17 protein-coding genes and 1 tRNA gene are annotated in these 25,862 nt (G+C 69.3%); 8 read left to right on the top strand and 10 right to left on the bottom strand.

Annotation, left to right across the window (positions count from 1 at the left end; translation table 11 throughout):
- Positions 1-105: 105 nt before the first annotated feature.
- Genes BM004_RS02850 through BM004_RS02830 form a run of 5 tightly spaced genes read left to right on the top strand, consistent with a single transcriptional unit; the run spans position 106 to position 11,215 of the window.
- Positions 106-4,272 (top strand): WGR and DUF4132 domain-containing protein, encoded by a 4,167-nt coding sequence (locus tag BM004_RS02850; protein WP_093211159.1) that lies wholly within the window; start codon positions 106-108, stop codon positions 4,270-4,272.
- A gap of 8 nt (positions 4,273-4,280) precedes the next feature.
- Entirely contained in the window at positions 4,281-5,474 is a 1,194-nt protein-coding gene (locus tag BM004_RS02845; protein WP_218152666.1) for an ATP-binding protein, read from the top strand.
- 10 nt (positions 5,475-5,484) lie between these two features.
- A complete protein-coding gene (locus BM004_RS02840) occupies positions 5,485-7,923 on the top strand; it encodes a DUF5682 family protein (RefSeq protein ID WP_093211157.1) in 2,439 nt (812 codons plus the stop codon).
- Positions 7,920-9,044: a VWA domain-containing protein gene (locus tag BM004_RS02835; protein WP_093211155.1), complete on the top strand. Its 1,125-nt coding sequence runs from the start codon at positions 7,920-7,922 to the stop codon at positions 9,042-9,044. The genes BM004_RS02840 and BM004_RS02835 overlap by 4 nt, the downstream gene beginning before the upstream one ends.
- Positions 9,041-11,215: an SWIM zinc finger family protein gene (locus BM004_RS02830; protein ID WP_093211153.1), complete on the top strand. Its 2,175-nt coding sequence runs from the start codon at positions 9,041-9,043 to the stop codon at positions 11,213-11,215. Before BM004_RS02835 ends, BM004_RS02830 begins: the two co-directional genes overlap by 4 nt.
- A gap of 43 nt (positions 11,216-11,258) precedes the next feature.
- On the opposite strand, the gene BM004_RS02825 is transcribed toward BM004_RS02830, so the two are convergent.
- The 7 genes from BM004_RS02825 to BM004_RS02795 all read right to left on the bottom strand — a co-directional run bounded on the left by BM004_RS02825 (position 11,259) and on the right by BM004_RS02795 (position 16,534).
- Positions 11,259-11,334 (bottom strand) — tRNA-Thr (locus tag BM004_RS02825).
- A gap of 62 nt (positions 11,335-11,396) precedes the next feature.
- Positions 11,397-11,969, bottom strand: coding sequence for a ClpXP protease specificity-enhancing factor (locus BM004_RS02820; protein ID WP_093125296.1), 573 nt, complete (start codon positions 11,967-11,969; stop codon positions 11,397-11,399).
- Positions 11,970-12,010: 41 nt separating this feature from the next.
- Positions 12,011-12,622 (bottom strand): glutathione S-transferase N-terminal domain-containing protein, encoded by a 612-nt coding sequence (locus BM004_RS02815; RefSeq protein WP_007835362.1) that lies wholly within the window; start codon positions 12,620-12,622, stop codon positions 12,011-12,013.
- A 96-nt stretch (positions 12,623-12,718) separates the two neighbouring features.
- A complete protein-coding gene (locus BM004_RS02810; RefSeq protein WP_093211151.1) occupies positions 12,719-13,492 on the bottom strand; it encodes a cytochrome c1 in 774 nt (257 codons plus the stop codon).
- Positions 13,493-13,527: 35 nt separating this feature from the next.
- Entirely contained in the window at positions 13,528-14,964 is a 1,437-nt protein-coding gene (locus tag BM004_RS02805) for a cytochrome b (RefSeq protein WP_093211149.1), read from the bottom strand.
- Between the two features lie 14 nt (positions 14,965-14,978).
- The gene (petA, locus tag BM004_RS02800; RefSeq protein ID WP_093125304.1) at positions 14,979-15,596 is read right to left on the bottom strand and encodes a ubiquinol-cytochrome c reductase iron-sulfur subunit; all 618 of its coding nucleotides are present in this window, start codon (positions 15,594-15,596) and stop codon (positions 14,979-14,981) included.
- A 167-nt stretch (positions 15,597-15,763) separates the two neighbouring features.
- Entirely contained in the window at positions 15,764-16,534 is a 771-nt protein-coding gene (locus BM004_RS02795; RefSeq protein WP_093125306.1) for a response regulator transcription factor, read from the bottom strand.
- A 658-nt stretch (positions 16,535-17,192) separates the two neighbouring features.
- Here BM004_RS02795 and BM004_RS02790 point away from each other — a divergent pair.
- The 3 genes from BM004_RS02790 (at position 17,193) to mscL (ending at position 22,413) form a co-directional block, all read left to right on the top strand.
- A complete protein-coding gene (locus BM004_RS02790) occupies positions 17,193-19,277 on the top strand; it encodes a beta strand repeat-containing protein (protein ID WP_256219762.1) in 2,085 nt (694 codons plus the stop codon).
- A 152-nt stretch (positions 19,278-19,429) separates the two neighbouring features.
- Positions 19,430-21,919 carry a tetratricopeptide repeat protein gene (locus tag BM004_RS02785; RefSeq protein ID WP_093211145.1) on the top strand — a complete coding sequence of 830 codons (2,490 nt, stop codon included), beginning with the start codon at positions 19,430-19,432 and terminating at the stop codon, positions 21,917-21,919.
- Between the two features lie 59 nt (positions 21,920-21,978).
- Positions 21,979-22,413, top strand: coding sequence for a large conductance mechanosensitive channel protein MscL (gene mscL / locus BM004_RS02780; protein WP_093125312.1), 435 nt, complete (start codon positions 21,979-21,981; stop codon positions 22,411-22,413).
- Positions 22,414-22,438: 25 nt separating this feature from the next.
- Here the strand turns inward: mscL and pdxA are convergent, their stop codons facing one another.
- From pdxA to BM004_RS02765, 3 genes are read right to left on the bottom strand one after another with little or no spacing between them, the layout of a single operon-like run.
- Complete coding sequence (gene pdxA / locus BM004_RS02775) at positions 22,439-23,524, bottom strand: 4-hydroxythreonine-4-phosphate dehydrogenase PdxA (RefSeq protein ID WP_093211143.1); 1,086 nt, start codon at positions 23,522-23,524, stop codon at positions 22,439-22,441.
- Positions 23,521-24,294 carry a Nif3-like dinuclear metal center hexameric protein gene (locus BM004_RS02770; RefSeq protein WP_093211141.1) on the bottom strand — a complete coding sequence of 258 codons (774 nt, stop codon included), beginning with the start codon at positions 24,292-24,294 and terminating at the stop codon, positions 23,521-23,523. The genes pdxA and BM004_RS02770 overlap by 4 nt, the downstream gene beginning before the upstream one ends.
- Positions 24,291-25,724, bottom strand: a complete 1,434-nt coding sequence (locus BM004_RS02765; RefSeq protein ID WP_256219761.1) for an MFS transporter — start codon at positions 25,722-25,724, stop codon at positions 24,291-24,293. The genes BM004_RS02770 and BM004_RS02765 overlap by 4 nt, the downstream gene beginning before the upstream one ends.
- Between the last annotated feature and the right edge of the window lie 138 nt (positions 25,725-25,862).

The following is a 25,862-nucleotide window of genomic DNA, read 5'->3' as shown; positions in this document are numbered from 1 at the left end:
CTCGGCCTTCGGTGTGCCGCGGCCGCCCGCATTCATTCGCCCCTTTTCCAGCGCCCGGCCGTCATGCACGGGCGCGTCGCCGATTCACAGGAGGACGTTTTTTCCATGCGCCGTTTTGAACTGATCGAAGGAACCGCCAGCAAGTTCTGGGAAGTCGAGCAGGTGGACACCGAGCTCAACATCCGCTGGGGCCGCATCGGCACCGCGGGCCAGAGCCAGACCAAGTCGTTCGCCGATGCCGCCAAGGCCACCACGGCGCTGGGCAAGCTGGCGACCGAGAAGGCTGGCAAGGGCTACAGCGAAGTGGGCGTGGCGGCCGGCACGGCCATCGGCAAGACCGAGGCGAAGCCGAAGGCCGAGGCAAAGGAAAAGACGACGGCCGCGCCTGCCGCAACGACCACTGCGGACGCATCGGACACCGGAGCCTCCGCACCCGCCGCCGAAGGCCCCGCCGAAAGCATCGACAGCCAGGCCGACCGCGTGTTCGAAGCCGTGCGCGCGCAGATCGAGGCCGGCGCCCTCACCCTCAAGGACACGCTCTCCGCCGGCACGCTGAAGCGCCAGCACGGCGTGAGCGAGCAAGGCGCGGCGCTGGCCTTCAAGCAGCTGAAGTCCGCGGGCCTGCTGGACGGCTGGGGCGCCACCTGCACGCCGCCGAAGAACGCGCAGGCCATCGCCAGGGAGCTGGGCGCGACGGCACCGGCCACGCCATCCGGCGGCTCGGCCGCTGGCGCCGCCGACCTGACGGCGCAGGCCGATGCCGACACCCCGCCCTGGCTCGCCGCGGGCACGCCCGTGCGGCTGTCGCCCGACATGGCGCGCGAGGCCTACCCCTCGCGGCGCTTTCCGCCCAAGCCGCTCGAAGAGGCCGTGAGCGTGGCCGCGGCCTGGCTGCCGGTGCGCCGCAAGCTCGACCTCGACGTGAACATGACGGGCACCGATGCCGGACTGCGCGCGGCCACGCAGCGCATGATCGACCGCAGCGCCCAGCCCATTCCGCAGCCCGACGCCGAGGCCGACACCGTGCTGCTGGCGTTCGCGCTGGCCACCGGCGGCCAATACAACAGCAGCGAGATGGGGCAGGCGCTGGTGCAGTACCTCGTGAAGCAGTACGGACTGCCTGGCACCGTCGACCTGGCGCTGGACGCGCAGCAGATCGAGGTGCAGACCGCCTACGACCGCGCCACCAAGAAGCACCAGAGCACCTTCAGCAGCAACGTCACGCGGCAGATGGGCAGCAGCTACTACGGCCCGCTCGGCGAAGGCGAACAGGCGCTGCGCGCGCAGCTGGCGCTGGCCGCGCCCGAGGTCTGGCAGGACTGCCGCGACCGCATCGAGGCCGGCCTGCCCAAGGTGCACCCGAGCCGGCAAGCCGCGCTGGCGATGCTGCTGCCCGATGCGCCCGAGATCTCCAACGCGATCGTGCATGCGCTGGCCGCCGACAAGAACGCGCCCGAGACGCTGCACTGGCTGCAACTGACCGCCACCGACCCCGACGCCGTCGCGCTCGCCGCGAAGGTGCGGCTGAGCTATTCGAGCGGCTTCTGGGGCAACAGCGCCATGACCAGCACGCTGGTGCAGGAGCGCGGCGTCGATGCCGTGGCGGTGCTCGAACGCGGCGCCGCCGGCGACGCCACGGGCGACGCGCTGGCCTGCATCGGCACGCCCGAGGCGGTGCTGGCGCTGGCCCGCGTCGCGAGCACCTCGAAAAGTGCCCTGTCGCGATTCGCGCTGTCGGTCGACCGCTGGCCGATGGCGGCGCTTCCGGCGCTGTCGCGGCTGGTGGCGGGCGGCGGCAAGGACGCCAACCTCGTCACCCCCAGCCTCACGCGCCTGCTGCGTGCGCACGGCGCGTCGCTGCCGGTGCTGCGCCCCTGGCTCGACGCGGGTGCGCAAGCGGCCATCGATCGCCTGCTCGCGCTGCTCGCCGGCCCCACCGAAGTGGCGGAGGCCAGCGAGCTGCCCGGCGTGCTGGCCGCGCCGCCCTGGCTTGCCAAGGTGCAGAAGAAGGCGGCCGCCGTGCAGCTGCTGGAACCGCTGGCGCTGGCGCCCGTGGAGCAATGGGGCGAAGGCGAGCGCGAGAGCGCGCTGCGGCTGAACTCGTGGGAGGTCAACCGGCACGCCGCCGCGCGCAAGGACGTCGGCGAGCTGCTCGACGAACTGGGCTTCGACAAGGACAAGAAGCCGCTGCTGCCGTTCGCCAAGTCTGCCGCCGCCGCCGTGGCTGCCGGCAACGCCGACGCGCTGATTGCCGACTGGCGCGCGATGGTGGCCGAGCGCAAGAAGGAGCGCTACTACTGGTTCAGCTTCCGTGCGAGCTACAGCGCGCTGCTGCCGGCCGCCGTGGGCGTGCCGTTCTGGAACGCCGTGGCCGGTGAAGCCGAGAGCGACGACATCGGCCTGATCCTGGCCACGCACGGCATGGCCGTGCTGCCGGGCCTGGTGGCCATGGTGCGCTCCAAGCCCACCGAGAACCTCAAGTACGCGCTGAACTACGGCGCGGCCGAACTGGCCGTGCCCGCCGCGCGCGCCTTCGCCAAGCTCAAGACGCTGCGCGCCGAAGGCCGCGCCTGGCTGCTGAAGTACCCGGAGCACGCGGCCTGCGGCCTGATCGCGCCCGCGCTTGGCAAGGCCGGCGAGGCACGCGACTGCGCGGGCTCGGCCCTGCGCCTGCTGCAGGCCAACGGCCACGAGGCGCTGCTGCTCGACGTGGCCGGCCGCTACGGCAAGCCCGAGGTGGTGGAGGCACTGCGCGCGGTGCTCGACGAAAGCCCGCTCGACCGCTTCCCCACCAAGCGCGCCAAGCTGCCGGAGTTCTGGCAGCCGCGCGGCTGGCGCCGCCCGACGCTCGCCAACGGCAAGGCCCTGCCCGACGATGCGCTCGACCACCTCGGCCAGATGCTGACCTTCCCCACCAACGAGGAGATCTATGGCGGCATCGCCGTGGTCAAGGAGACCTGCGACGCCGACTCGCTGGCCGAGTTCGCGTGGGACGCCTTCACCGCCTGGCTCGAAGCCGGCGGCCCGAGCAAGGACGGCTGGTCGCTGCCCGCGCTGGGCTTCTTCGGCAACGACGACACCGCGCGCAAGCTCACGCCCTTCATCCGCGCCTGGCCCGGCGAGTCGGCCCATGCGCGCGCCGTGACCGGCCTGGACGTGCTGGCCGCCATCGGCAGCGACGTGGCGCTGATGCTGCTCAACGGCATTGCGCAGAAGGTCAAGTTCAAGGGCCTGCAGGACAAGGCGCGCGAGAAGATCGACGCCATTGCCGAGGCGCGCGGCCTGAGCACCGAGGAGCTCGAGGACCGGCTCGCGCCCGACCTCGGCCTGGACGAGCAGGGCACCATGCGGCTGGACTTCGGCCCGCGCGCGTTCAAGGTGGGCTTCGACGAAACGCTCAAGCCCTACGTGCGCGAGACCACCGACGGCGTGGACGGCGCGCGCCTGCCCGACCTGCCCAAGCCCAAGAAGACCGACGACGCCGAGCTGAGCAAGGAAGCGGTCGAACGCTTCAAGCTGCTCAAGAAGGACGCGCGCACCATCGCGAGCCAGCAGCTGCTGCGCCTGGAGGTGGCGATGTGCGCGCGCCGGCGCTGGACGCCCGAGGTGTTCCGCATCTTCCTGGTCGAGCACCCGCTGGTGCGCCACATCGTGCAGCGGCTGATCTGGGGCGTGTACGAAGTGGAAGGCGAGGCAAGTTACGGCGGCACGCTGAAGGCTTGCTTCCGCGTGGCCGAGGACGGCAGCCGCACCACGGCGCAGGACGATCCGTTCGAGCTGCCCGAGGGCGCGAACGTGCGCATCGGCGTGCCGCATGCGCTGGAGCTGCCGGCCGCCGACGCCGCGGCCTTCGGCCAGGTGTTCGCCGACTACGAACTGCTGCAGCCCTTTGCGCAGATCGGGCGCGACGTCTACACGCTGACCGAAGAAGAACTCAAGAGCCTGAAGCTGGAGCGCTGGAAAGACGCCAAGGTGCCCACCGGCCGCGTGCTCGGCCTGGCCAACAAGGGCTGGCGCCGCGGGCAGGCGCAGGACGCCGGCTGCATCTGGTACTTCAGCAAGCCGCTGGGCACCAACCGCGTGATCGAGCTGAGCCTGGACCCCGGCATCATCGTCGGCATGGTCGACGAGTACCCCGAGCAGACGCTGGGCCAGGTGCAGGTCGGCAAGCCTTCGGGCTGGGGCGACATGCGCGACGCCGAGACGCTGAACAAGCTCGATGCGATTTCCGCCAGCGAACTCATCCGTGACATGGAAGGCCTGCGGGCCTGATCGACCAAATGGCCACTGCCAACAAGACACCGAAAGACACTTCGTCTTCCAATGCCGCTGCTGCCACGGCTGCCACGGCTGCCCCTGCTGCTTCCTCCACGCTGCAGCGCCCGCCGGCCGAGATCCAGTACGCCGCGCAGATCGCCCGCCTGCAGGCGCAGGACAAGGACCCGCGGCCGCCGGGCTGGGCGCTGGGCCTGAAGGCCGCGCGCTCGTTCATCCTGGGCGACGCGGCGCTCGACATCGCGCCGAAGATCGTCGCGCCCGTGGCCAGCATCGAACGCATGCTCGTCACGCTGGCCACCGGCCGCGGCCTGATGCTGGTGGGCGAGCCGGGCACGGCCAAGTCGATGCTGTCGGAGCTGCTGGCCACGGCCATCTCGGGCATCTCGACGCTCACCATCCAGGGCGGCGCGTCGATCACGGAAGACCAGATCAAGTACGGCTGGAACTACGCGCTGCTCATCAACGAAGGCCCGAGCCCGCGCGCGATGGTGCCGGCACCGCTGTACCTGGGCATGCAGCGCGGCCAGGTGGTGCGCTTCGAGGAAATCACCCGCGCGCCGCTGGAGGTGCAGGACTGCCTGCTGGGCATGCTGTCGGACCGCGTGATGGCGGTGCCCGAGCTCTCGGGCGAGCACGGCATGCTCTACGCGCGCGAGGGCTTCAACATCATCGCCACCGCCAACACGCGCGACCGCGGCGTGAACGAGATGAGCGCGGCGCTGAAGCGACGCTTCGACTTCGAGACGGTGTTCCCCATCCTGGACTTCGACCGCGAACTCGCGCTGGTGCAGGAGTCGTCGGCGCGGCTGCTGGCGCAGAGCGGCATTCCGAAGACCGTGCCCGCGCCGGTGCTGGAGCTGCTGGTGTCCACCTTCCGCGACCTGCGCGGCGCGCCGGGCAAGGCCGAAAAAGGCAACGGCAATGGCACCGCGAACGACGCGGCCATGGACAAGCTCACGGCCGTGATGTCCACCGCCGAGGCCGTGAACGTGGCGCATGCGGTGGGCGTGCGCGCCTGGTTCCTCGAGCAGCGCGAAGGCTCGCCGGCCGACCTGGTCGACTGCATCGCCGGCACGGTGGTGAAGGACAACGCGGACGACCGCGCCAAGCTGCGGCGCTACTTCGAGCAGAAGGCGGCCAAGCGCAACGGCACGCACTGGCGTGCGTACTACGAAGCACGCCACCGCCTGCCCTGAACACGCGCCGATGCAACAGCCCCACATCGTCGGCGTGCGCCACCACAGCCCTGCCTGCGCGCGGCTGGTGGCCGAGCGCATCCGCACGCTGCGCCCCGCGTACGTGCTGATCGAAGGCCCGGCCGACTTCAACGAACGGCTCGACGAGCTGTACCTGCCGCACCGGCTGCCGGTGGCGATCTACAGCTACCTGTCGGGCGACGAGCGGCACCACGGCTCGTGGTCGCCCTTTGCCGAGCATTCGCCCGAGTGGCAGGCGCTGGTGGTGGCCCGCGAGGTGGGCGCCGCGGTGCGCTTCATCGACCTGCCGGCCTGGCACGACGCCTTCTCGCGCATGGAGAACCGCTATGCCGACGTGGCCGACCACGAGCACGAGGAGCGCGCCGAAGCCTACGAGCGCGCGCTGACCGAGAAGCTCAGCGTGCAGGGCCGCGACGCGCTGTGGGACCACCTGTTCGAGGACGGCTGCGATGCGGCCGAACTGGCGCAACGCCTCGCGACCTACTTCGACCACCTGCGCGGCGAAGACCCCGGCTCGCTGGGCAACCGGGCGCGCGAAGAGATGATGGCGCGCTGGATCGCGTGGGCCATGGCGCAGCCGGCGGATGCGAAGGACCCCGGCCGCGCGCAGGCGCTGGTGGTGTGCGGCGGCTATCACGCGCCGGCACTGGCACGGCTCTGGTCGGGCATGCCGGCGGCGTTGCCGGCCACGCCACAGCCGTCGCTCGAACCTGCCGAGGGCGAGGAAGACGCCACGCTGCGCTTCGGCTCCTACCTCGTGCCCTACACCTTCAAGCGACTGGACGCCTTCGCCGGCTATGCCTCGGGCATGCCCTCGCCGGCCTACTACCAGTGGGTGTGGGAGCTCGGCCCCGAAGGCGCGGCGCACCGCGCGCTGCAGCACGTGATGCAGCGCCTGCGCGAGAAGAAACTGCCCGCCTCCACCGCCGACCTGATGGCCGTGCACCTGCGCGCCCAAGGGCTCGCGCGGCTGCGCGGCCACGAGAAGCCGCTGCGCTCCGACTGGCTCGACGCGCTGGCCGGCGCGCTGGTGAAAGACGCGCTCGACGCGCCGCTGCCCTGGACCTACCGCGGCGCGATGCGCCCCGGCACCGACCCCGTGCTGGTGCAGGCGATGGACGTGCTGGCCGGCGACACCGTCGGACGGCTCGCGCCCGGCACGCCGCAGCCGCCGCTGGTGGCCGCCGTGCAGGCCGAACTGGCGGCGCACGGCATCGTGCTGCGCGGCCCGCTCAAGCTCGACCTGCTGGGCGAGACCGATCGCGCGAAGAGCCGCGTGCTGCACCGGCTGTCGATTCTTCGCCTGCCCGGCGTGCGGCGCACGCAGGGGCCCAAGCTCGCGATGTCGGGCGAGCGCACCGAGCTGTGGTCGCTGGGCGAACCGATGGAACAGCAGGCCGCGCTGATCGAGGCCGGTGCCTGGGGCGCGAGCCTGCACGACGCGGCGCGCGCCCGGCTGGAAGACGACCTGCGGCAGGCCGGCGGCCAGATCGCGCCGCTGGCGGACGGGCTCAACCAGGCCGCATGGGCGGGCCTGTCGGCGCTCAGCGATTCGCTGCTGCGCGAGCTGCAGGGCGCCATTGCCGCCGAGCCGCGCTTCGAGGCGCTGGGCCCGGCGCTGTCGGTGCTGCACACGCTGCTGCGCCACGGCCAGATGCTCGGCATGGCCGACGCGCCGGTGCTGCGCGTGGTGATCGGCGCGGGCTTCGACCGCGCGCTGTGGCTGCTGGAGCCGCCCGCCGAGGTTGCACCGGCCGACATGCAATCGCACATCGAGGGCCACCGCGCGTTGCGCCAGATCGTGGCCGACGTGCTGGCCCACGCGCAGGATCACGCGCACAGCGCACCCACGGCGCAAGTGCCCTCGCTGCTCGACGTGGAGCCCGCGCGCGCGCTCGCGGTGTGGCAGCGCAAGGCCGCCGACGGCAGCGCCGCGCCCGTCAGCCGCGGCGCCGCGCTCGGCGCCACCCTGAGCCTGGCCGGCCGCATGGCGAGCGCGCAGACGCACGAGGAAGGCGTGAACGAAGCGATGCAGCTGCTGCACTCGCTGCCCGCGCCGGTGCTCGGCGACGCGCTCACCGGCCTGCTGGCACTGGCGCGCGAGGTGCTCGCGTCCGAACCCGCCTTCATCGCGGGCATGGACCGCACGGTGCAGGCGCTGGACAACGCCGACTTCGTGCGCGCCATGCCCAGCCTGCGCGGCGCCTTCTCGTGGCTGCCGCCGCAGGAGCGCGGCCTGCTGGCCGACCAGGTGCTGGCGCTGCACGACGCCGCGCACCTGTCGCGCCGCGCGCTCACCGCCCACCACCACGGCGAGGCCGCGCCCGAACAGCTGGCCGAGGCCCGCCGCGTGGAAGACGCCGTGCTCGCGCGTCTCGCGGCCTGGGGCGTGACGCTGCAAGACACAGAGGAAGCCCCAAGCCCATGAGCCTCGACATTCCCGACCCGCTGCAGCGCTGGCGCCTGCTGCTGGGCGACCCGGCCGAGGCGGCCTGCGGCGGCCTGAGCGCGGATGCGCAGGCCGCCGATGCCGCGCTCGACTGGCTCTACGGCCGCGACAGCGACCGCGCGAGCCGCGGCGAACGCAGCGCGGGCCTGGGCCCGTCGGCGCTCAGCACGCCGGACTGGATCAACACCATCCACACGCTCTTTCCGAAGGAAGTGATCGAGCGGCTGGAGCAGGACGCAGTCGAGCGCTACGGCATCGACGAGGTGGTGACCAACCTCGAGGTGCTGGAGCGCATCGAGCCCTCGGAGTCGCTGCTGCGCGCGGTGCTGCACACCAAGCACCTGATGAACCCCGAGGTGCTGGCCGCCGCGCGCAAGCTGGTGGCCGAGGTGGTGCGCCGCATCATGGAAAAGCTCGCGACCGAGGTGCGCCAGGCCTTCAGCGGCAGCCGCGACCGGCGCCGGCGCTCGCGCATGAAGATCGCGCGCAACTTCGACTTCAAGCAGACGCTGGCGGCCAACCTGCACCGCTACGACCCGGAGCGCCGCAAGCTCTATGTGGAACGGCCGGTGTTCATCAGCCGCACCAGGCGGCATGCCGAGCCGTGGGACATCATCCTGCTGATCGACCAGAGCGGCTCGATGGTCGACTCGGTGATCCACAGCGCCGTGATGGCCGCCTGCCTGTGGCAGCTGCCCGGCATGCGCACGCGGCTGGTGGCCTTCGACACAGCGGTGGTCGACCTGACGGCCGACGTGTCGGACCCGGTCGAGCTGCTGATGAAGGTGCAGCTGGGCGGCGGCACCGACATCGCGAAGGCGGTGGGCTATGCGCAGTCGCTCATCGCCAATCCGTCGAGGAGCATCGTGGTGCTGGTGAGCGACTTCTACGAAGGCGCCAACCCGCACGAACTGGTGCGGCGCGTGAAAGCGCTGGTGGAGTCGGGCGCCAAGGTGCTGGGCCTGGCCGCGCTCGACTCGAAGGCCGAGCCCAACTACGACCGCGAGATGGCCGCGCGGCTGGTGCGCGAAGGCGCGCAGATCGGCGCGATGACGCCGGGCCAGCTCGCGGGCTGGCTGGCCGAGAAGGTGCAGGCATGAGCGCGGGCATCGCAACCCGCCCCGACCTGCTCGAGCTGACACCCGAAGCGTTGACCGCGCTGGCCAACGCGGGCTTCGTCAAGCGCGCGCAGAAGGACGTGGCGGCCGGCCTGCTGCCGGCGCTGGAAGGCAATGCGGACGGCACGGTGACGGCGAGCTTCGACGACGGCGTGCGCACCAGCCTGCCGCCGGGCCGCACGCTGCGCGACGCGCAGTGCAGCTGCCCCGCGAGCGGCATGTGCCGGCACCGGGTGATGCTGGTGCTGGCGTACCAGGCACAGGCGGCTTCGTCGTCTGCCTCGGCAGCGGCCGATGCGCCGGCTTCGGGCACGGAGGCTCCGGCCGAGCCGGACGGTGCCTGGAGCCCCGCGCAGTTCGACGACGCCGCGCTGGCGGCCAGCCTCGCGCCGTCCGTGCGCGAGCAGGCGAACAGGCTGGCCGCCGCGCGGCCCGTGGTCGGCGTGCAGGCCTGGCGCAGCGCCAGCGCACCGCCGGTGGCGCGGCTGCCGATGTGCAGCGTGCGCTTCTTCTCGCGCAGCTCGCTCGTGCACGCGCGCTGCGACTGCAAGCAGGGCAGCGGCTGCGCGCACGTGGCCATCGCGGTGTGGGCGTTCCGGCAGGCCGGCCCGCTCGCGCCGGGCTCGGCGGAGGTGATGGTCGAGGTGCTTCCGCCCGCGTCGGCCGGCGCGGACAACGCGCCTGTCGCGCAGCAACTGCTGATGCAGGGCGACGCGGCGCGCGCCTTGCGCACGCAGATCGACGCCCTGCTGCTCTCGCTCTGGCTCGACGGTTCGAGCCAGCCGCTGATGGCGTTGGCCGCGCGCTTCGAGGCCGTGCGCGAACAGTCGCGCGCGCTGGGCTGGAACTGGATCGACGACGCGCTCGACGAGCTGTGGCAACTGCTGCAGGCGCAGCAGGCGCGCAGCAGCCGCTTCGAGCCGCTGCGGCTGGTGCGCGTGCTGGCCGAGCTGTGGGCGCGGCTGCAGGCCGCCGCGCATGCGGAGCAGCCCCGGCCTTCGCAAAGGGAAAGGCCCGCGCTGCTGGCCAGCCAGATCCTCGGCGTGGGCGTGAAGGGCGAGGTCGCGCTCGACCACCTGCGGCTGGTGTCGCTTGGTGCGGAGCTCTGGTCCGACGACGCGGAAGAAGGCGCGAGCGTTCTCTTCGCCGACCCCGACACGCAGAACGTGACGGTGCTCGAGCGCCAGTGGTCGCGCGCGGCCGATGCCGCGGCCGGCGGCGCGGCACAGGCGCTGATGAACCGGCGCGTGGCGGGTTTTCCGCTGCGCCAGCTCGCGAGCGGGCAGGTCATCACCAAGACGGCCACGCGGCGCGCCAACGGGCTGGTCGACATCACGGCCGGCGCGCGGCAGACGGGCGTGCTGCCGCTGTCGCCCACTTCGTGGAACGACCTGGTCGCGCCGCTGCGCCAGCACAGCGTGGCCGCGCTGGTGGCCCACCTGCGCGAGGCGCCGCCGGATTTCGTGCGGCCGCGCCAGGCAGCGAACGGCGCGTCGGCCGGGGCTTCGGGCCAACTGCACGTGGTGGCGTTCGAGCGGATGGAAGTGGTGGGCAGCCACTGGGACGCGGCGGCGCAGGTGCTGCATGCGGAATTGGTACAGGCGCCCGAGGACGGCTCGTCGGAGCGCAGCGACGCAGGCCGGCTGCACCTCGCGCTGCCGCACCGCGCGGTGGCCCCCGGCGCGGTCGATGCGCTGGCGCGCAGCCTCGCCGGTGAATACGGCGCCCTGCGCGCCGTGGCCGGCACCGTGCACCTGCAAGGCGGCCAGGCCGTGATGCAGCCGCTGAGCCTGCTGACGGCGCAGCGCGCGGTGGTGCTGCAGGTCGAGGCGGTGGCGCCGCAGCCGCTGGGCCTGGACAGCGAGGTCGACGACGTGCCCGCGCTGCACGCGCTGGCCAGTGAAACGCTCGAGCTGCTGGCGCAGTGGTTGCGCCAGGGTTTGCGGCACCAGGGCGGGGGCGCGCTGACGCGGGCCGAGGCGCAGGTGCTGCGGCTGAAGCAGGCCGGGCTGGCGCGCGCCGCGGCGCTGCTGGGCGCCGTGCTGGAGAACCTGCGCTCAGCGCGCCGGCCTGCGCTGGTGGCGCAGCTGGCGATGCTGGGCCTGCTGATGCAGGGCGTGGCGCAGACGGCCTCTGCGCAGGGCTCGGCATAAAGAAAAAACCCCTGGGCCGGTGAAGACTCAGGGGTTTTCTGTGTGGTGCCGCTTGTCGGAATCGAACTGACGACCTTCCGCTTACAAGGCGGGTGCTCTACCAATTGAGCTAAAGCGGCTGAAATTCCAGTGCGTGATTCTAGTGGCCCTGGCAACACCGGCCGGGACGGCCGGACCGGGGCTACTTGACGCGCTTGAGCGACGGCCTGGCGCCACCGCCGACCGGCGGGCGCGGCGGCTCGTCGACCGGGTCGGCGGGCGAACCGGCATCGACCGTTTCGTCGCCCTCTTCGCCCGTGACCAGGTGCACGATCTTTCCTGCATCGCCTTCGGTGCCGCGCGAAGCGTCACGCAAGGGCATGCGGGCCGGGCCCTGGGGCGACGACGGCACGGTGGCCGAGGCGTCGCCGTGCTCCGCGGGAACCGACGGCGCCGGCGCGGGAAACGCCATGCCCTGCCCGTTCTCGCGCGCGTAGATGGCGATCACGCGCCCCACCGGCACGCTGATTTCACGCGCCGTGCCCGCGAAGCGGGCCTTGAACTCGATGAAGTCGTTGCCGAGCTTGAGCGAACTGGTCGCGTCGAAGCTGATGTTGAGCACGATCTCGCCGTTCTTCACGTACTCGCGCGGCACCTGGACGGTGTCGTCGACCTGCACCGCGACATAGGGCGTGAACCCGTTGTCGGTGCACCATTCGTACAGCGCCCGGATGAGGTACGGGCGGGTGGAGGACGACTCGAGCGCGTTGATCATGAAAGACTGCGAAAAGCGAAGAAAGCAGGCACGAAGCTTACTTACTTTCGCATGACCTTTTCGGAAGGCGTCAGTGCTTCGATGTAGGCCGGGCGCGAGAAGATGCGCTCGGCGTACTTCAAGAGCGGTGCCGCGTTCTTGCTGAGGTCGATGCCGTAGTAGTCCAGGCGCCACAGCAGCGGTGCGATGGCCACGTCGAGCATCGAGAAGTTGTCGCCCAGCATGTACTTGTTCTTGAGGAACACGGGTGCCAGCTGCGTGAGGCGGTCGCGGATGTGCGAGCGGGCCTTTTCCAGGGCCTTTTCGTTGCCCTTGGTCGTGCGGTTCTCGAGCGTCGAGACGTGCACGAACAGTTCCTTCTCGAAGTTCAGCAGGAACAGGCGCACGCGGGCGCGGTCGACCGGGTCGCCGGGCATCAGCTGGGGGTGCGGGAAGCGCTCGTCGATGTACTCGTTGATGATGTTCGACTCGTACAGGATCAGGTCGCGCTCGACCAGGATCGGCACCTGGCCGTACGGATTCATCACGCTGATGTCTTCGGGCTTGTTGTAGAGATCGACGTCGCGAATCTCGAAGTCCATGCCCTTTTCGAACAACACGAAGCGGCAACGGTGGGAAAACGGGCAGGTCGTTCCTGAATACAAGACCATCATGGCGAGAGACTCCTAAAAATCAAAAAGAGTGGGTCGCGTTGGCAACCCACTCTGTGGGACCGGATGCCAGGGGGCGTCCGGTCGGCGTGGACGGAACTACTTGACGTCTTTCCAGTACGAGGCGTTCAGTCGCCACACAAATACCACCGACATGGCCAGGAACAGCAGCACCCAGACGCCGATGCGAACGCGGGTGTTCTGTGCCGGTTCGGCCATCCATTGCAGGTAACTGACCAGGTCGCCGACCGCATTGTCGTACTGCACGGTGCTCAGGGTGCCGGGAGTGACTTGTTCCCAGCCCTTGAACACTTCGGCTTCATGGCCGTGCTGTTCGATCTTGGCGTAGACCGGACGGCGTTCGCCTTGCAGTTCCCACAGGGGATTCGGCATGGCGACGCTCGGGAACACGAGGTTGTTCCAGCCGGTGGCCTTGGTGTCGTCGCGGTAGTAGGTGCGCAGGTAAGTGTAGAGGTAGTCGGCGCCGGTGCCGCCGTGGCCGGCGCGCGAGCGGGCGACCAGCGTCAGGTCGGGCGGCGTGGTGCCGAACCATTCCTTGGCCTGGCGCACGTCGATGTTGGCCTTCATGGTCTCGCCGACCTTGTCGGTCGTGAACAGAAGGTTGTCCTTGATCTGCTGCTCGGTGATGCCGATGTCCTGCAGCCGGTTGTAGCGCATGAACGCGGCCGAGTGGCAGTTCAGGCAGTAGTTGACGAACAGCTTGGCGCCGTTCTGCAGGGCGGCCACGTCGTTGGTCTTGTTGGGCGCCTTGTCCCACGCAATGCCCTCGGACTCTGCCGATGCCGCCGCGGAAAAGGTCAGGCCCAGTGCGAGACCCAGGACCGCGAGCCAGCCGGAAATGCTTTTCTTCATCGTGTTTCTCTCAGCTCTCTTGGCGCTTCTGGTTCTCAATGGGCGGCGAAGACCACGCGCTCGGGCACGGCCTTGAACTCGCCCTTGCGGCTCCACCACGGCATCAGCAGGAAGAAGCCGAAGTAGAAGAGCGTGCCGATCTGCGAGATGGTCTGCGCGATGTCCAGGGCGAAGGAGCCGATGACCAGGTTGCCCCAGACGCCCGGCGGCTGGATGCCCAGGTAGCCGAGGACCAGGAAGAAGAACACGAAGACGCCGTACACGTACTTGTGCCAGCCGGGACGGTAGCGGATCGACTTGACTTCGCTGTGGTCGAGCCACGGCAGGAAGAACAGGATGATGACCGAGCCGCCCATCACGACCACGCCCCAGAACTTGGCGTCGAAGGTCTTCAGCAGGAAGACGGCCACGACCGCCACGACGACGCCCGCGATCTTCAGGCCCATGCCCGACTTGCCCTTGACGAAGTTCCAGATGGCCGCCGCCGCGATGATCAGCGAGAACACGTTGACCATGTCGTCGGTGGTTGCGCGCAGCATCGAATAGAAAGGCGTGAAGTACCACACCGGTGCGATGTGGTTCGGCGTCTTCAGCGAGTCGGCCGGAATGAAGTTGTTGTATTCGAGGAAGTACCCGCCGGCTTCAGGGGCGAAGAAGATCACCGCCGAGAAGATCGTGAGGAACACCACCACGCCGAAGATGTCGTGCACCGTGTAGTACGGATGCGACGGAATGCCGTCCACCGGATGGCCGTCGGGGCCGCGGTTGGCCTTGATCTCGATGCCGTCGGGGTTGTTCGAACCCACTTCGTGCAGCGCGATCAGGTGGGCCACCACCAGGCCGAGCAGCACCAGCGGCACGGCGATCACGTGGAAGCTGAAGAAGCGGTTCAGCGTGGCGTCGCTCACCACGTAGTCGCCGCGGATCAGCAGGGCCAAGTCGGGACCGATGAACGGGATGGCCGCGAACAGGTTCACGATCACCTGGGCGCCCCAGTAGGACATCTGGCCCCAGGGCAGCAGGTAGCCCATGAAGGCTTCGGCCATCAGGCACAGGAAGATCGCGCAGCCGAACACCCAGATCAGCTCGCGCGGCTTGCGGTAGCTGCCGTACATGAGGCCGCGGAACATGTGCAGGTACACCACGATGAAGAACGCCGAGGCGCCCGTCGAGTGGATGTAGCGGATGAGCCAGCCCCAGGGCACGTCGCGCATGATGTACTCGACCGATGCGAACGCCTGGTTCGCGTCGGGCTTGTAGTGCATGACGAGGAAGATGCCGGTGACGATCTGGATCACGAGGACCAGCATCGCCAGCGAGCCGAAGATGTACCAGAAGTTGAAGTTCTTCGGTGCGTAGTACTTGCCCCACTGGTCGTTCCAGAGCTTGGTCAGCGGGAATCGGTTGTCGACCCAGTTGAGCAGCTTCTCGCTGGCCGGTGCGTTGGGGGAAATCTCGTGGAATTCAGCCATGTTCTTGTCTCGCCTCAGGCCTTCTTGGAGTCTTCACCGATCAGGAGCTTGGTGTCCGACAGGTACATGTGCGGCGGCACCGGCAGATTGTCGGGCGCGGGCTTGTTCTTGAAGACTCGGCCGGCCAGGTCGAAAGTGGAACCGTGGCAAGGGCAGAGGAAGCCGCCTTCCCAGTCGGCGGGCAGCGAAGGCTGCGGGCCGGCCTGGAAGCGGTCGGTGGGCGAGCAACCCAGGTGGGTGCAGATGCCGACCACCACAAGCACGTCGGGCTTGATCGAGCGGTGCTCGTTCTGCGCGTACTTGGGGGTGAATTCGTCGGGGTGGCGCTTGGACAGGGGGTCGGCCAGCTGGCCGTCCAGCTTGGGGAGCTCCGCGATCTGCGCGGGGGTGCGCTTGAGGATCCAGACCGGCTTGCCCCGCCATTCGACGGTCATTTTCTCGCCGACCTTGAGGCCGCCGATGTCGACCTCGACCGCGGCACCCGCAGCCTTGGCCTTCTCGGAAGGCTGGAAAGTGCTCACAAAGGGGATGGCGGTGGCCACGCCGCCCGCCACGCCAGCGCAGCTGGATGCAATCAACCAAGTCCGCTTGCTGGTGTCGATCCGGGGCGAGCCGGAGGTCATGTCACTCATGGGGATCCTCTTGTCTTCTTCGCTGGAGCAGGAGTCAACCCGCGATTGTAGCGGGGCGTCTCAAGGATATTCAATGCCTGCCATGCGCGTGGCAGGCGAGCGACGGCGCGGCGCGCCGCATTCGCGGGGCGCCCGCCGGGGCGACAAGGGCTGTCGCCAGGGGGACTTCAGTTCAGAAGACCGTGCTGCATCGCTTCATGGACCGCCTGGGTCCGCGACTTGACGGAGAGCTTGCGATAGATGCTCTTGGCGTGAAACTCGATGGTGTTGACCGAAAGGTAGACCGCTTCCGCGATCTGGCGGTTGCTCCAGCCCTGTGCGATCAGCCGCAGCACCTTGAGTTCCCGCGGCGACAGCAGTCCGCGCGGAATCTTGTTGTCCGCCTCGGCCGCGCGGGCCGGGCTTGCTTGTTCCTGCACGCGGATCGGTTCGATGGCGCGCGCCTTCGCCGACGCCGCGATCGAGCCGACGATGCGCCGCGCGATGCGCGAGTCCATCGGCGAGCCGCCGCGCTCGATCGAGCGCAGGAGATAGGACAGCTCGAAGTCGTCGGCCTCGCTCAGCAGGTAGCCGATGGCGCCCGCCGAAATCGCGGCGCTCACCAGTTCGTGGTCGTCCCTCTTCGACATGCCGATGCTCTCGATGCGCGCATGGTGCTGGCGCACATGCTGCAGCAGCGCGAGGCCGTCCTTGCCCGGCAACTGCATGTCGACGAGCAGCAGGTCATAGGGCAGCGCGGCCAGCAGGTTGAGCGCTTCGGCGCGGCCCGATGCGACCACCACGCGGCGGTGCGGCGCGAGCTCGGCCAGGATGCGCCGCATGCGGTCCGCCACGAACGCATCGTCCGCGACGATCAGCGCGGCATGGAAGACGCCGCCATACAACTGCGCGACCGACGGCACCGGTCGCGTGGAGGCGTACTGGAAGCTCATTTCCATGACGGCGCTCCCTGGTTCACGCCACGGACGGTGTCCGTGTTGTCTGCATTGGCCTTGCTCAAGAACGAATTGATCACGCGACGCCCCTCCGGCTCTGCGGCTGCCCTTAGGTAGCCTCGAAATGTTGACTTTCGTTTCAGATACCGCAGGAACGATGCCCGCGCGGGCCAGCATCGCGGCGCCGGCGCCGCGAACGCATGTACTACTTTGATTTCATTGGGAAATTTGCCTTTCGAAGCCCCGAGGCAGGCCACGCGCAGGGCTGCGAAACGGCTGTTTTTGCGTCGTTGTTACGTGCCGGTTGCCGCGCGTGTTACGTAGCACCGGGACACACGAAACACGCGCCGGATCGCGCGGCGCGGCAACGCCTCGCGCCAGGTGCGATGCGCGCGAAGCCGCATGGGCATTGGCTTTGCGGGCCGCTCTTCAATTCGAAGACCCGTCGCACGGCGATGCGCATGGGCCCAGAACTACCGATCCCGGTGATGTTCAGCGAGGGACCCGATTCCTAGCATCGGTTGCATTGGGTAACGCAATGAAACCCAAGCTTGCTTTCATGCGACGAGGACGCCTGGAAGTCGAGAAATGGCAACTGCTTCTTCGAGGAAAAAAGGTCCAAATGACTACATCCAAGCGCGCTGGTGTTCGCACGTCTTCCATGGTTCGTCACGCAGGGGTGAGCCGCCTGCTCGCTTCGGTGCTCGTGGGTGCCGGTTATGTGATGACGCTGCCTGTGGCCCATGCCCAGGGGGTCACGATCGGTGGCGGGACCGTGGACGCCAACTTCGGCGGCGGCGAATCCAACAACGGCGGCCTCCTGAATGCAGTGGGCAACGTCACGACGCCCACGCTCTCCGCAACGAACGTGAGCACGGTCAACGTGACGGCATCGCGCGGCACGATCAATTCGCTCAGCAGCACCAGCATCACCTCGGGCCTCGTCAGTGCCACCAGCGTGAGTGCCGGCACCGTCACCGCCAGCACCGGCAGCATCAACACGGTCAACGCGATCAACGTCACGGCATCGCGCGGCACGATCAACTCGCTCAGCAGCACCAGCATCACCTCGGGCCTTGTCAGCGCCACCAGCGTGAGTGCCGGCACCGTCACCGCCAGCACCGGCAGCATCAACACGGTCAACGCGATCAACGTCACGGCATCGCGCGGCACGATCAACTCGCTCAGCAGCACCAGCATCACTTCGGGCCTTGTCAGCGCCACCAACGTGAGCGCCGGCAACCTCACCGCCAGCACCGGCGTAGTCAACACGCTCAATGCCACGGACATCACGACGTCGAACCTGTCGGCGACCACGGGCACCATCGGCACGCTGAACGCGACGGACATCACCACGTCGAACCTTTCGGCCACGACGGGGACGATCGGCACGCTCAATGCCACCGACATCACGACATCCAACCTGTCGGCAACAACAGGCACCATCGGCACGCTGAACGCGACGGACATCACCACGTCGAACCTCTTGGCCACGACGGGGACCATCGGCACGCTCAACGCCACCGACATCACGACATCCAACCTGTCGGCAACCACGGGCACCATCGGTACGCTGAACGCGACGGACATCACCACGTCCAACCTTTCGGCCACGACGGGGACGATCGGCACGCTCAACGCCACCGACATCACGACGTCGAACCTGTCGGCGACCACGGGCACCATCGGTACGCTGAACGCGACGGACATCACGACTTCCAACCTTTCGGCAACGACGGGCACCATCGGCACGCTGAACGCGACGGACATCACGACGTCCAACCTGTCGGCGACCACCGGCACCATCGGCACACTGAACGCAACCGACATCACCACGTCGAACCTCTCGGCCACGACCGGGACCATCGGCACGCTCAACGCCACCAACGTCACGACTTCGAACCTGTCGGCAACCACAGGCACCATCGGCACGCTGAACGCGACGGACATCACCACGTCCAACCTCTCGGCCACGACCGGGACGATCGGCACGCTCAACGCCACCAACGTCACGACTTCGAACCTGTCGGCGGCGAGCGGCACGATCAACAACCTGACGTCGACCAACCTCACGACGACCAACCTCTCGGCGGCGCAAGGCACGATCAACACGCTGAACGCCACCAGCGTCAGCACCACCAACCTGTCGGCCGCCAGCGCCACCATCAACGCACTGAGCGTCGGCACGATGAGCGCGTCGACGGTGAATGCGAGCACGGTGAACGCGACCACCGGCAACTTCCAGACGATCACGGCCGCCAACGGCAACATCACGGTGCTGAACACGCAGACCGGCAACATCACCACCATCAACGCGGTGACGGGCAACGTCACCACCTTGAACGCAGGAACGGTCAACGTCACGGGCAACGTGACCGCCGGCGGCACGGTCACCGCGGGCAACGGCGTGGTCGCCAACGGCCGCGTTCAGAACGTGGCACCGGGCGTGCTGCCGACGGACGCCGCGAACATGTCGCAGTTGAACCAGGTTCGCACCGAGGTCCAGGACGCACGCAAGATCAGCAGCACCGGCGCGGCCATCGCGATGGCGGCGGCCGCGGTGCCGGCGCTCGAGGCGGGCAAGAACTTCGGGCTCGGCGTGGGCGTGGGCACGTACGACGGCCGCTCGGCCATCGCGGCGGCCGCCAGCTTCCGCATCGGCGAGTCCGCACAGATCAGGGTCAACTTCGGCAGCGGCAACAACGGCAAGGTCGGCGGCGGCGTCGGCGCATCCTGGTCCTGGTAAGCCGTTCGGCGAGCGCTGCGGCCTGTGCGCCGCACCGCTCGCCGGGGGACTCCGCGCAAGGCCGGCCCCTATACTGGGTGGCCGGCCTTTTTCATGGATATCGAGGCCGCGCCTGCATCGGTCGGTCTCTTGAGCGTTCACTCCACGGCGTCATGAATTCACCTTCTCTTGCCCCCGCTCCCGCCGCCCCGGCCGAAGATGCCGGCCGCCTCCTGGAACAGGGACTGGGGCTGCACCGGGTGGGCCGGTTCGCCGAGGCGCTGCAGGTCTACGAGCACCTGCTGAGCCGCTTTCCGGAGCACGCCGACGCACTCCATCTCACGGGCGAGGCGCTGTACCGGCAAGGCCGGCCGAAGCTGGCGCTGAACTATGTGAACCGCGCGATCGCACGCACGCCGCACCACTTCTACTTCAACACCCGCGCCACGATCTTCATGCACATGGGCTTGCTGGCCGAAGCGCAGCAGGACCTGCGCCGCGCCGTCAAGGCGCAGCCGAACTACCCCGAGGCCTACGTGAACCTGTCGGCGGTGTACCGCCAGCAGAAGAAGTTCCGCCAGGCGCGCGAGGCCGCGGCCGAGGCCACGCGGCTCGCACCGCAAGCGCCCGCCGCATGGAACAACGCCGGCGCCATCGACATGGAACAGGACCGCTTCGACGAAGCCGTCGAGCAGTTCGCGCGCGCGCTCGGGCTGGACCCGGGCTACATCGTCGCGCACAAGAACATCGGCAAGATCCGCGCGCACCAGAACGACTGGACGGGTGCGCTCGCCTCCCTGGAGCAGGCCCAGACCGAGCCGCCGGACTTCGAGGCCAGCTACCTGCTGGCCCGCGCGCTGATCCACTGCGGCCGCAACGAAGACGCGGTGAGCCCCATGCAGCGCGCCATGCGCCATTCGACGATCGAGGTGCGCGCCCGGGCGCTGTCGGAACCAGACGCCATGGCCGCGCTCTACGGTGTCTGCGCCACGCTCGAGGGCGCGGCGATGCGCTTCGGCGAATCGGCGGAGCTGTACAGGCTGGCCCTGGAATCGATGCCGGAGCAGGAAGCGCTGCTCAACAACCTGGGCGCCAACAACTTCCGCCAGGGCCACTACGACGCCGCCATCGAGGTGCTGAAGAAGGCGCTCGAACTGCATCCGGGCCAGGTGCTGGCGCGCTGCAACCTGGGCGTGACCTACGTGATGGCGGGCCAGTCCGAAGCGGCCATCGCGGAGTTCGAGCAGTGCATGCGCGACGACCCGGACTTCATGCCGGCGATGGTGTGGCTGCTCGGCGAAAAGGCGCACATCGCGCGCTGGGACGGCACGCCCGAACTGCGCGAGCGCATCGCCACGCGCCTGGACAGGCCGGACAACGACCAGACCGCGTCCTCCTTCATCCTCATGTCGAACTACGACGACGCGAAGCGCCTGATGGCCTGGACGCAACGCTCGGCCACGCTCGCCGACACGAACGCGGGCATCAGGTCCTTTGCCGATGCCGGCGCGCGCCGCACGGCGCCGCGCATCCGCGTGGGCTACTACTCGTTCGACTTCCGCAACCACCCGGTGGCCCACCTCACGGCCGAGCTGTTCAGCCTGCACGACCGCAACGCATTCGAGGTGTTCGTCTACTCCTACGGCCCCGACGACGGCCACCCGGCGCGCGCGCGCATCGCCGCGTCGGCCGAGCACTTCGTCGACCTGCACGGCCAATCGATCCAGCAGATGGCCGAGCGCATCTGCGAGGACGAGATCGACATCCTGATCGACCTGTCGGGCGACACGCGCGGCGCCAAGCCGCAGGTGATGGCCTACCACGCGGCGCCCGCGCAGCTCATGTGGCTGGGCTACATGGGCACCAGCGGCACGCCGAGCTACGACTACCTGGTGTCCGACAACTTCCTCTCGCCGCCGGGCACCGAGGACTGCTACACGGAAAAGCTGCTGCGCCTGCCCGAGACCTTCCAGGTGATCGACACGCAGCGCCCGGTGAACCCGCGCAAGGCCACGCGCGCCGCGCACGGCCTGCCCGAGGACGCCTTCGTGCTGTGCAACTTCTCGCAGTCGTTCAAGATCCAGCCCGAGACCTTCGACGCGTGGGTGCGCATCGTGCAGGGCATTCCGAACGCGGTGCTGTGGCTGGCGCAGGGCCCCGACGGCTTCGAGCGCAACCTGCGCGCGCACTGGGAAGCCGCGGGCCTGGCGGCCGATCGCCTGGTCGTGTCGCCGCGCATGCCGGTCGACCAGCACCTGGCGCGCATCGGCCTGGCCGACCTGTTCATCGACACCTTCCCCTACAGCAGCGGCGCGACCGCGAACGACGTGCTGTGGTCGGGCGTGCCGCTGCTGGCGCTCACGGGCACGACGATGGTGTCGCGCATGGCGGGCAGCCTGCTCGGCGCCATCGGGCTGCCCGAGCTGGTGGCCACGGACCATGCCGCGTACGTGCACAAGGCCATTCACTACGCCACGCACCCCGGCGAACTGGCCGCGCTGCGCGCACGGCTCGCGGCGGCCAAGGAGGCGCGCCGCGGCTACTTCGACACGCCGCGTTTCGTGCGGCACCTGGAGGACGGCTTCCGGCAGATCGCCGCGCGCAGCCGCAGCGGGCTGGCCGCCGCGCACGTCGACGTTGCGCTGCGCCCGCTGGAGAAGTGAGCAATCGCGGGCATACTCGGCTCTCCTTCAACAGCAGAGCTCCAGCAGCCTTTTGAATCATGAGCATCCTCAGTGAATTCAAGGAATTTGCCGTCAAGGGCAATGTGATCGACCTCGCGGTCGGCGTGATCATCGGTGCCGCGTTCGGCAAGATCGTCGACTCGCTGGTGGCCGACATCATCATGCCGGTGGTCGGACTGGTGTTCGGCAGGCTCGACTTCTCGAACCTCTACGTGGTGCTGGGCACGGCGCCGGCCGGCGTGGCGAACACGCTGGCCGACCTGAAGAAGGCCGGCGTGCCGGTGCTGGCCTACGGCAACTTCATCACCATCGCGGTCAACTTCGTGATCCTGGCTTTCATCATCTTCATGATGGTCAAGCAGATCAACCGCCTCAAGCGCAATGACGAGCCGGCGGCCGCCGCGGCGCCCGTCACGCCCGAAGACGTGGTGCTGCTGCGCGAGATCCGCGACAGCCTCAAGCAACGCCCGTGAGCGGCTTCAGGTGCCGTGAGCGCCCTTAAGAGCCCTGAGCGCCCTGAGCGCCCTGAGCGCTGTTGGGCTGAGCGCCACTGAGCACCCGGGCTATGCGCAACGCCTCCACGAGGCTGGACGCGTCGGCCCGCCCCGTGCCCGCGATGTCGAAGGCGGTGCCATGGTCGGGGCTGGTACGCACCAGCGGCAGCCCGAGCGTGACGTTCACGCCCTTCTCCACGCCCAGGTACTTGACCGGGATCAGGCCCTGGTCGTGGTACATCGCCACCACCACGTCGAACTCGCCGCTGGACGGCACGCCCGCCTTGGCGCGCGCGCGCATGAAGACGGTGTCGGGCGCATGGGGCCCGCTGGCGTCGATGCCTTCGGCGCGCGCGGCCTCGATGGCCGGCGCGATGATGTGCAGCTCTTCCGAACCGAACAACCCGCCCTCGCCCGCATGCGGATTCAGCCCCGCCACGCCGACGCGCGGCACGCGGCCCAGCGCATGGGTCAGCGCCCGGTGGGTGATGCGCAGGGTTTCGAGCACGCCTTCGAAATCCACCGCCTCGATGGCATGGCGCAGCGACATGTGGATGCTGACGAGCACGGTGCGCAGCTCGTCGTTGGCCAGCATCATGCGCACCGGCACGTCGGCCACGGTGCGGCCCAGGTGGGCGGCGGCCTCGGCCTGCAGCAGCTCGGTGTGGCCGGGGTACGGAAAGCCCGCGGCCGACAGCGCCTCCTTGTGCAGCGGCGCGGTGACGATGGCGGAGATCTCGCCGCGCAACGCGGCCCGCGCGGCCCACACCACGCATTCGCCCGCCACGCGGCCGGCCTCGGCGCTGATGCGGCCGGTCTCGATGCGCGACGGCGCCGCGATCACCTGCAACACCGGGATGCAGCCCGGCGGCACGGTGGCGGCCTCGGCAACGGTGTCGATCTCGAGCACCGGCCAGGCCGGCTGCCCCGGCGCGGCCAGGGCCTGGGACGCCTTGCGCACCGTGCCCACGTCGCCGGCCACGAACGCGCCGCGCGTGGCATCGGGCGCGTCGCGAAACGCCTTGGCGATGATCTCAGGGCCGATGCCGGCGGGATCGCCGAGCGTGATGCCGATGGGTGCGTTGCTCATGCCGGGTTGTCGATGTCGATGAACTGGTGTTCGAGCTCGAGCTGCGCCGCCACGTGGGCGGCCACCGCGGGCGCGCCGTAGCGCTCGGTGGCGTGGTGCCCGCAGGCCAGGAAGGCCACGCCCATCTCGCGCGCGTAGTGGGCCTGCGGCTCCGAGATCTCGCCGGTGATGAAGGCGTCGGCGCCGGCCGCGATGGCGGCCTCGAAGTAGCCTTGCGCGCCGCCCGTGCACCACGCTATGTTCTTGATAGCGCGATGCGCAGTATCGACGAGCGTGACCGGCCTTTTGAGCACTTTTTCGACGTGCGTGGCGAGCGCCCTGGCGTCGGCGAAGCCTTCGCCGCTGTCCGGCGCACCCAGGAAGCCCAGCTCCTGCTCGCCGAAACGCCCGCCCGCGCCGGGGTACGCCACGAGCCCCAGCTGCAGGCCGAGCTGCGCGTTGTTGCCGAGCTCGGGGTGCGCGTCCAGCGGCAGGTGGTAGGCGAAGAGGTTGACGTCGCTGCCCAGCAGCAGGCCCAGGCGCTGCTTCATCCAGCCGGTGACGCGGCCGTCCTGGCCGCGCCAGAACAGGCCGTGGTGCACGAAGATGGCGTCGGCCTCGGCGTGGATCGCGGCCTCGATCAGCGCGCGGCTGGCCGTGACGCCGGAGACGATCTTGCGCACCGTGGTGCGCCCTTCGACCTGCAGGCCGTTGGGTCCGTAGTCCTTGAAGCGGCCGGGGGCCAGCAGCAGGTCGAATGCGTGAAGCAGTTCGTGGCGGGTGGTGCTCATCGCGACATTGTCGCGCTGCCCCCGCCGGTAGCTCCAATCGCTCCGGCAGCTCCGGCAGCTCCGGTACCGCCGGCCTCGGGCGCCACGCCATCGCGCATCGCATGGCCGCGCGCCGCCAGCGGCAGGAACGCGAGCAGGAAGCCCAGGCCGGCCAGCACCGCGACGTAATGCGCGGGCGCCATGCTGTCGCGCTGCAGCCAGAGCGTGAGGATCACCGGCGTCAGCCCGCCGAACACGGCGTACGACATGTTGTAGGCGAACGAAAGGCCGGTGAAGCGCACTGGCGCCGGGAAGGCGCGCACGCCCGCGATCGGCACGGTGGCGATGGTGCCCACGAACAGGCCCACCAGCGCGTAGTGTGCGTACAGCGTCGACGGCGTGCCGGGCAGCCCGGTGTAGAACAGGTAGGCCGTGGCAAACAGGCCGCCCCAGCCGACCAGCATCACCGCGCGCGTGCCGATGCGGTCGCTGGCCCAGCCGGCCAGCATGCAACCCAGCGTCAGGGTGAGCGTGGCGAGCGCGTTGGCTTCGAGTGCCAGCGCGGCCGGAATGTGGTGCACCTTCTGCAGGTAGGTGGGCGTGTACAGCACCACCACCACGATGGCGGCCGACAGCACCCAGGTCAGCAGTGCCACGTACACGCAGGCCAGGCGGTGCTCGCGCAGCACGGTGCGCAGCGGCAGCTCGCGCGCCACGGTGCGCCGGCCCGCCAGCTCCTTGAACACCGGCGTCTCGTGCAGGAAGCGGCGCAGGTACACCGACACCAGCCCGAACACGCCGCCCAGGATGAACGGCAGGCGCCAGGCGAAGCCGCTCACCTGCTCCGGCGAATAGTGGCGGTTGATGGCCACCGCCACCAGCGAGCCCAGCAGGATGCCGCCGGTGATGCCCGAGGTCAGCATGCCGATGCCGAACCCATAGCGCCGGGCCGGCACGTGCTCGCCCACGAACACCCAGGCCCCGGGCATCTCGCCGCCGATGGCCGCGCCCTGCAGCACGCGCATGGCCAGCAGCAGCAGGGGCGCCGCGACGCCGATGCTCGCGTAGGTCGGCAGCAGGCCGATGACCAGCGTGGGCGCCGCCATCAGGAAGATCGACAGCGTGAACATGCGCTTGCGCCCGAAGATGTCGCCGAAATGCGCGATGACGATGCCGCCCACCGGGCGCGCCAGGTAGCCGGCCGCGAAGATGCCGAAAGTCTGCAGCTGACGCAGCCAGTCGGGCATGTCCGCCGGGAAGAACAGCGCCCCGACCACGGTGGCGAAGAAGACGTAGATGACGAAGTCGTAGAACTCGAGCGTGCCGCCGAGGGCGGACAGGGCGAGGGTCTTGTAGTCGCTCGCACCGAGGGTGCGGGACGTGCTGGAGGGCGCGGACGGGGCGGACGGCGCGGTCTGGGCGCCGTCGTGGAGAGTTGCTTCTGGAGTCATGGCTGCTGGCAAGGAGGTCGAAACCGCGCGCCAGCCCGCGGGACCGGGTGAGAAACGGAAAAATGGCGCGCCGACGAACGCCTGGCCGCCTCCGCCGGGTGGGCAGTGCGGGAGGCCTGAGAACACGGGCCGGATGGG

This window comes from Variovorax sp. OK212, assembly GCF_900112425.1.
Lineage (GTDB): Bacteria > Pseudomonadota > Gammaproteobacteria > Burkholderiales > Burkholderiaceae_C > Variovorax.
This window is presented reverse-complemented; position numbering and strand designations above follow the sequence as displayed.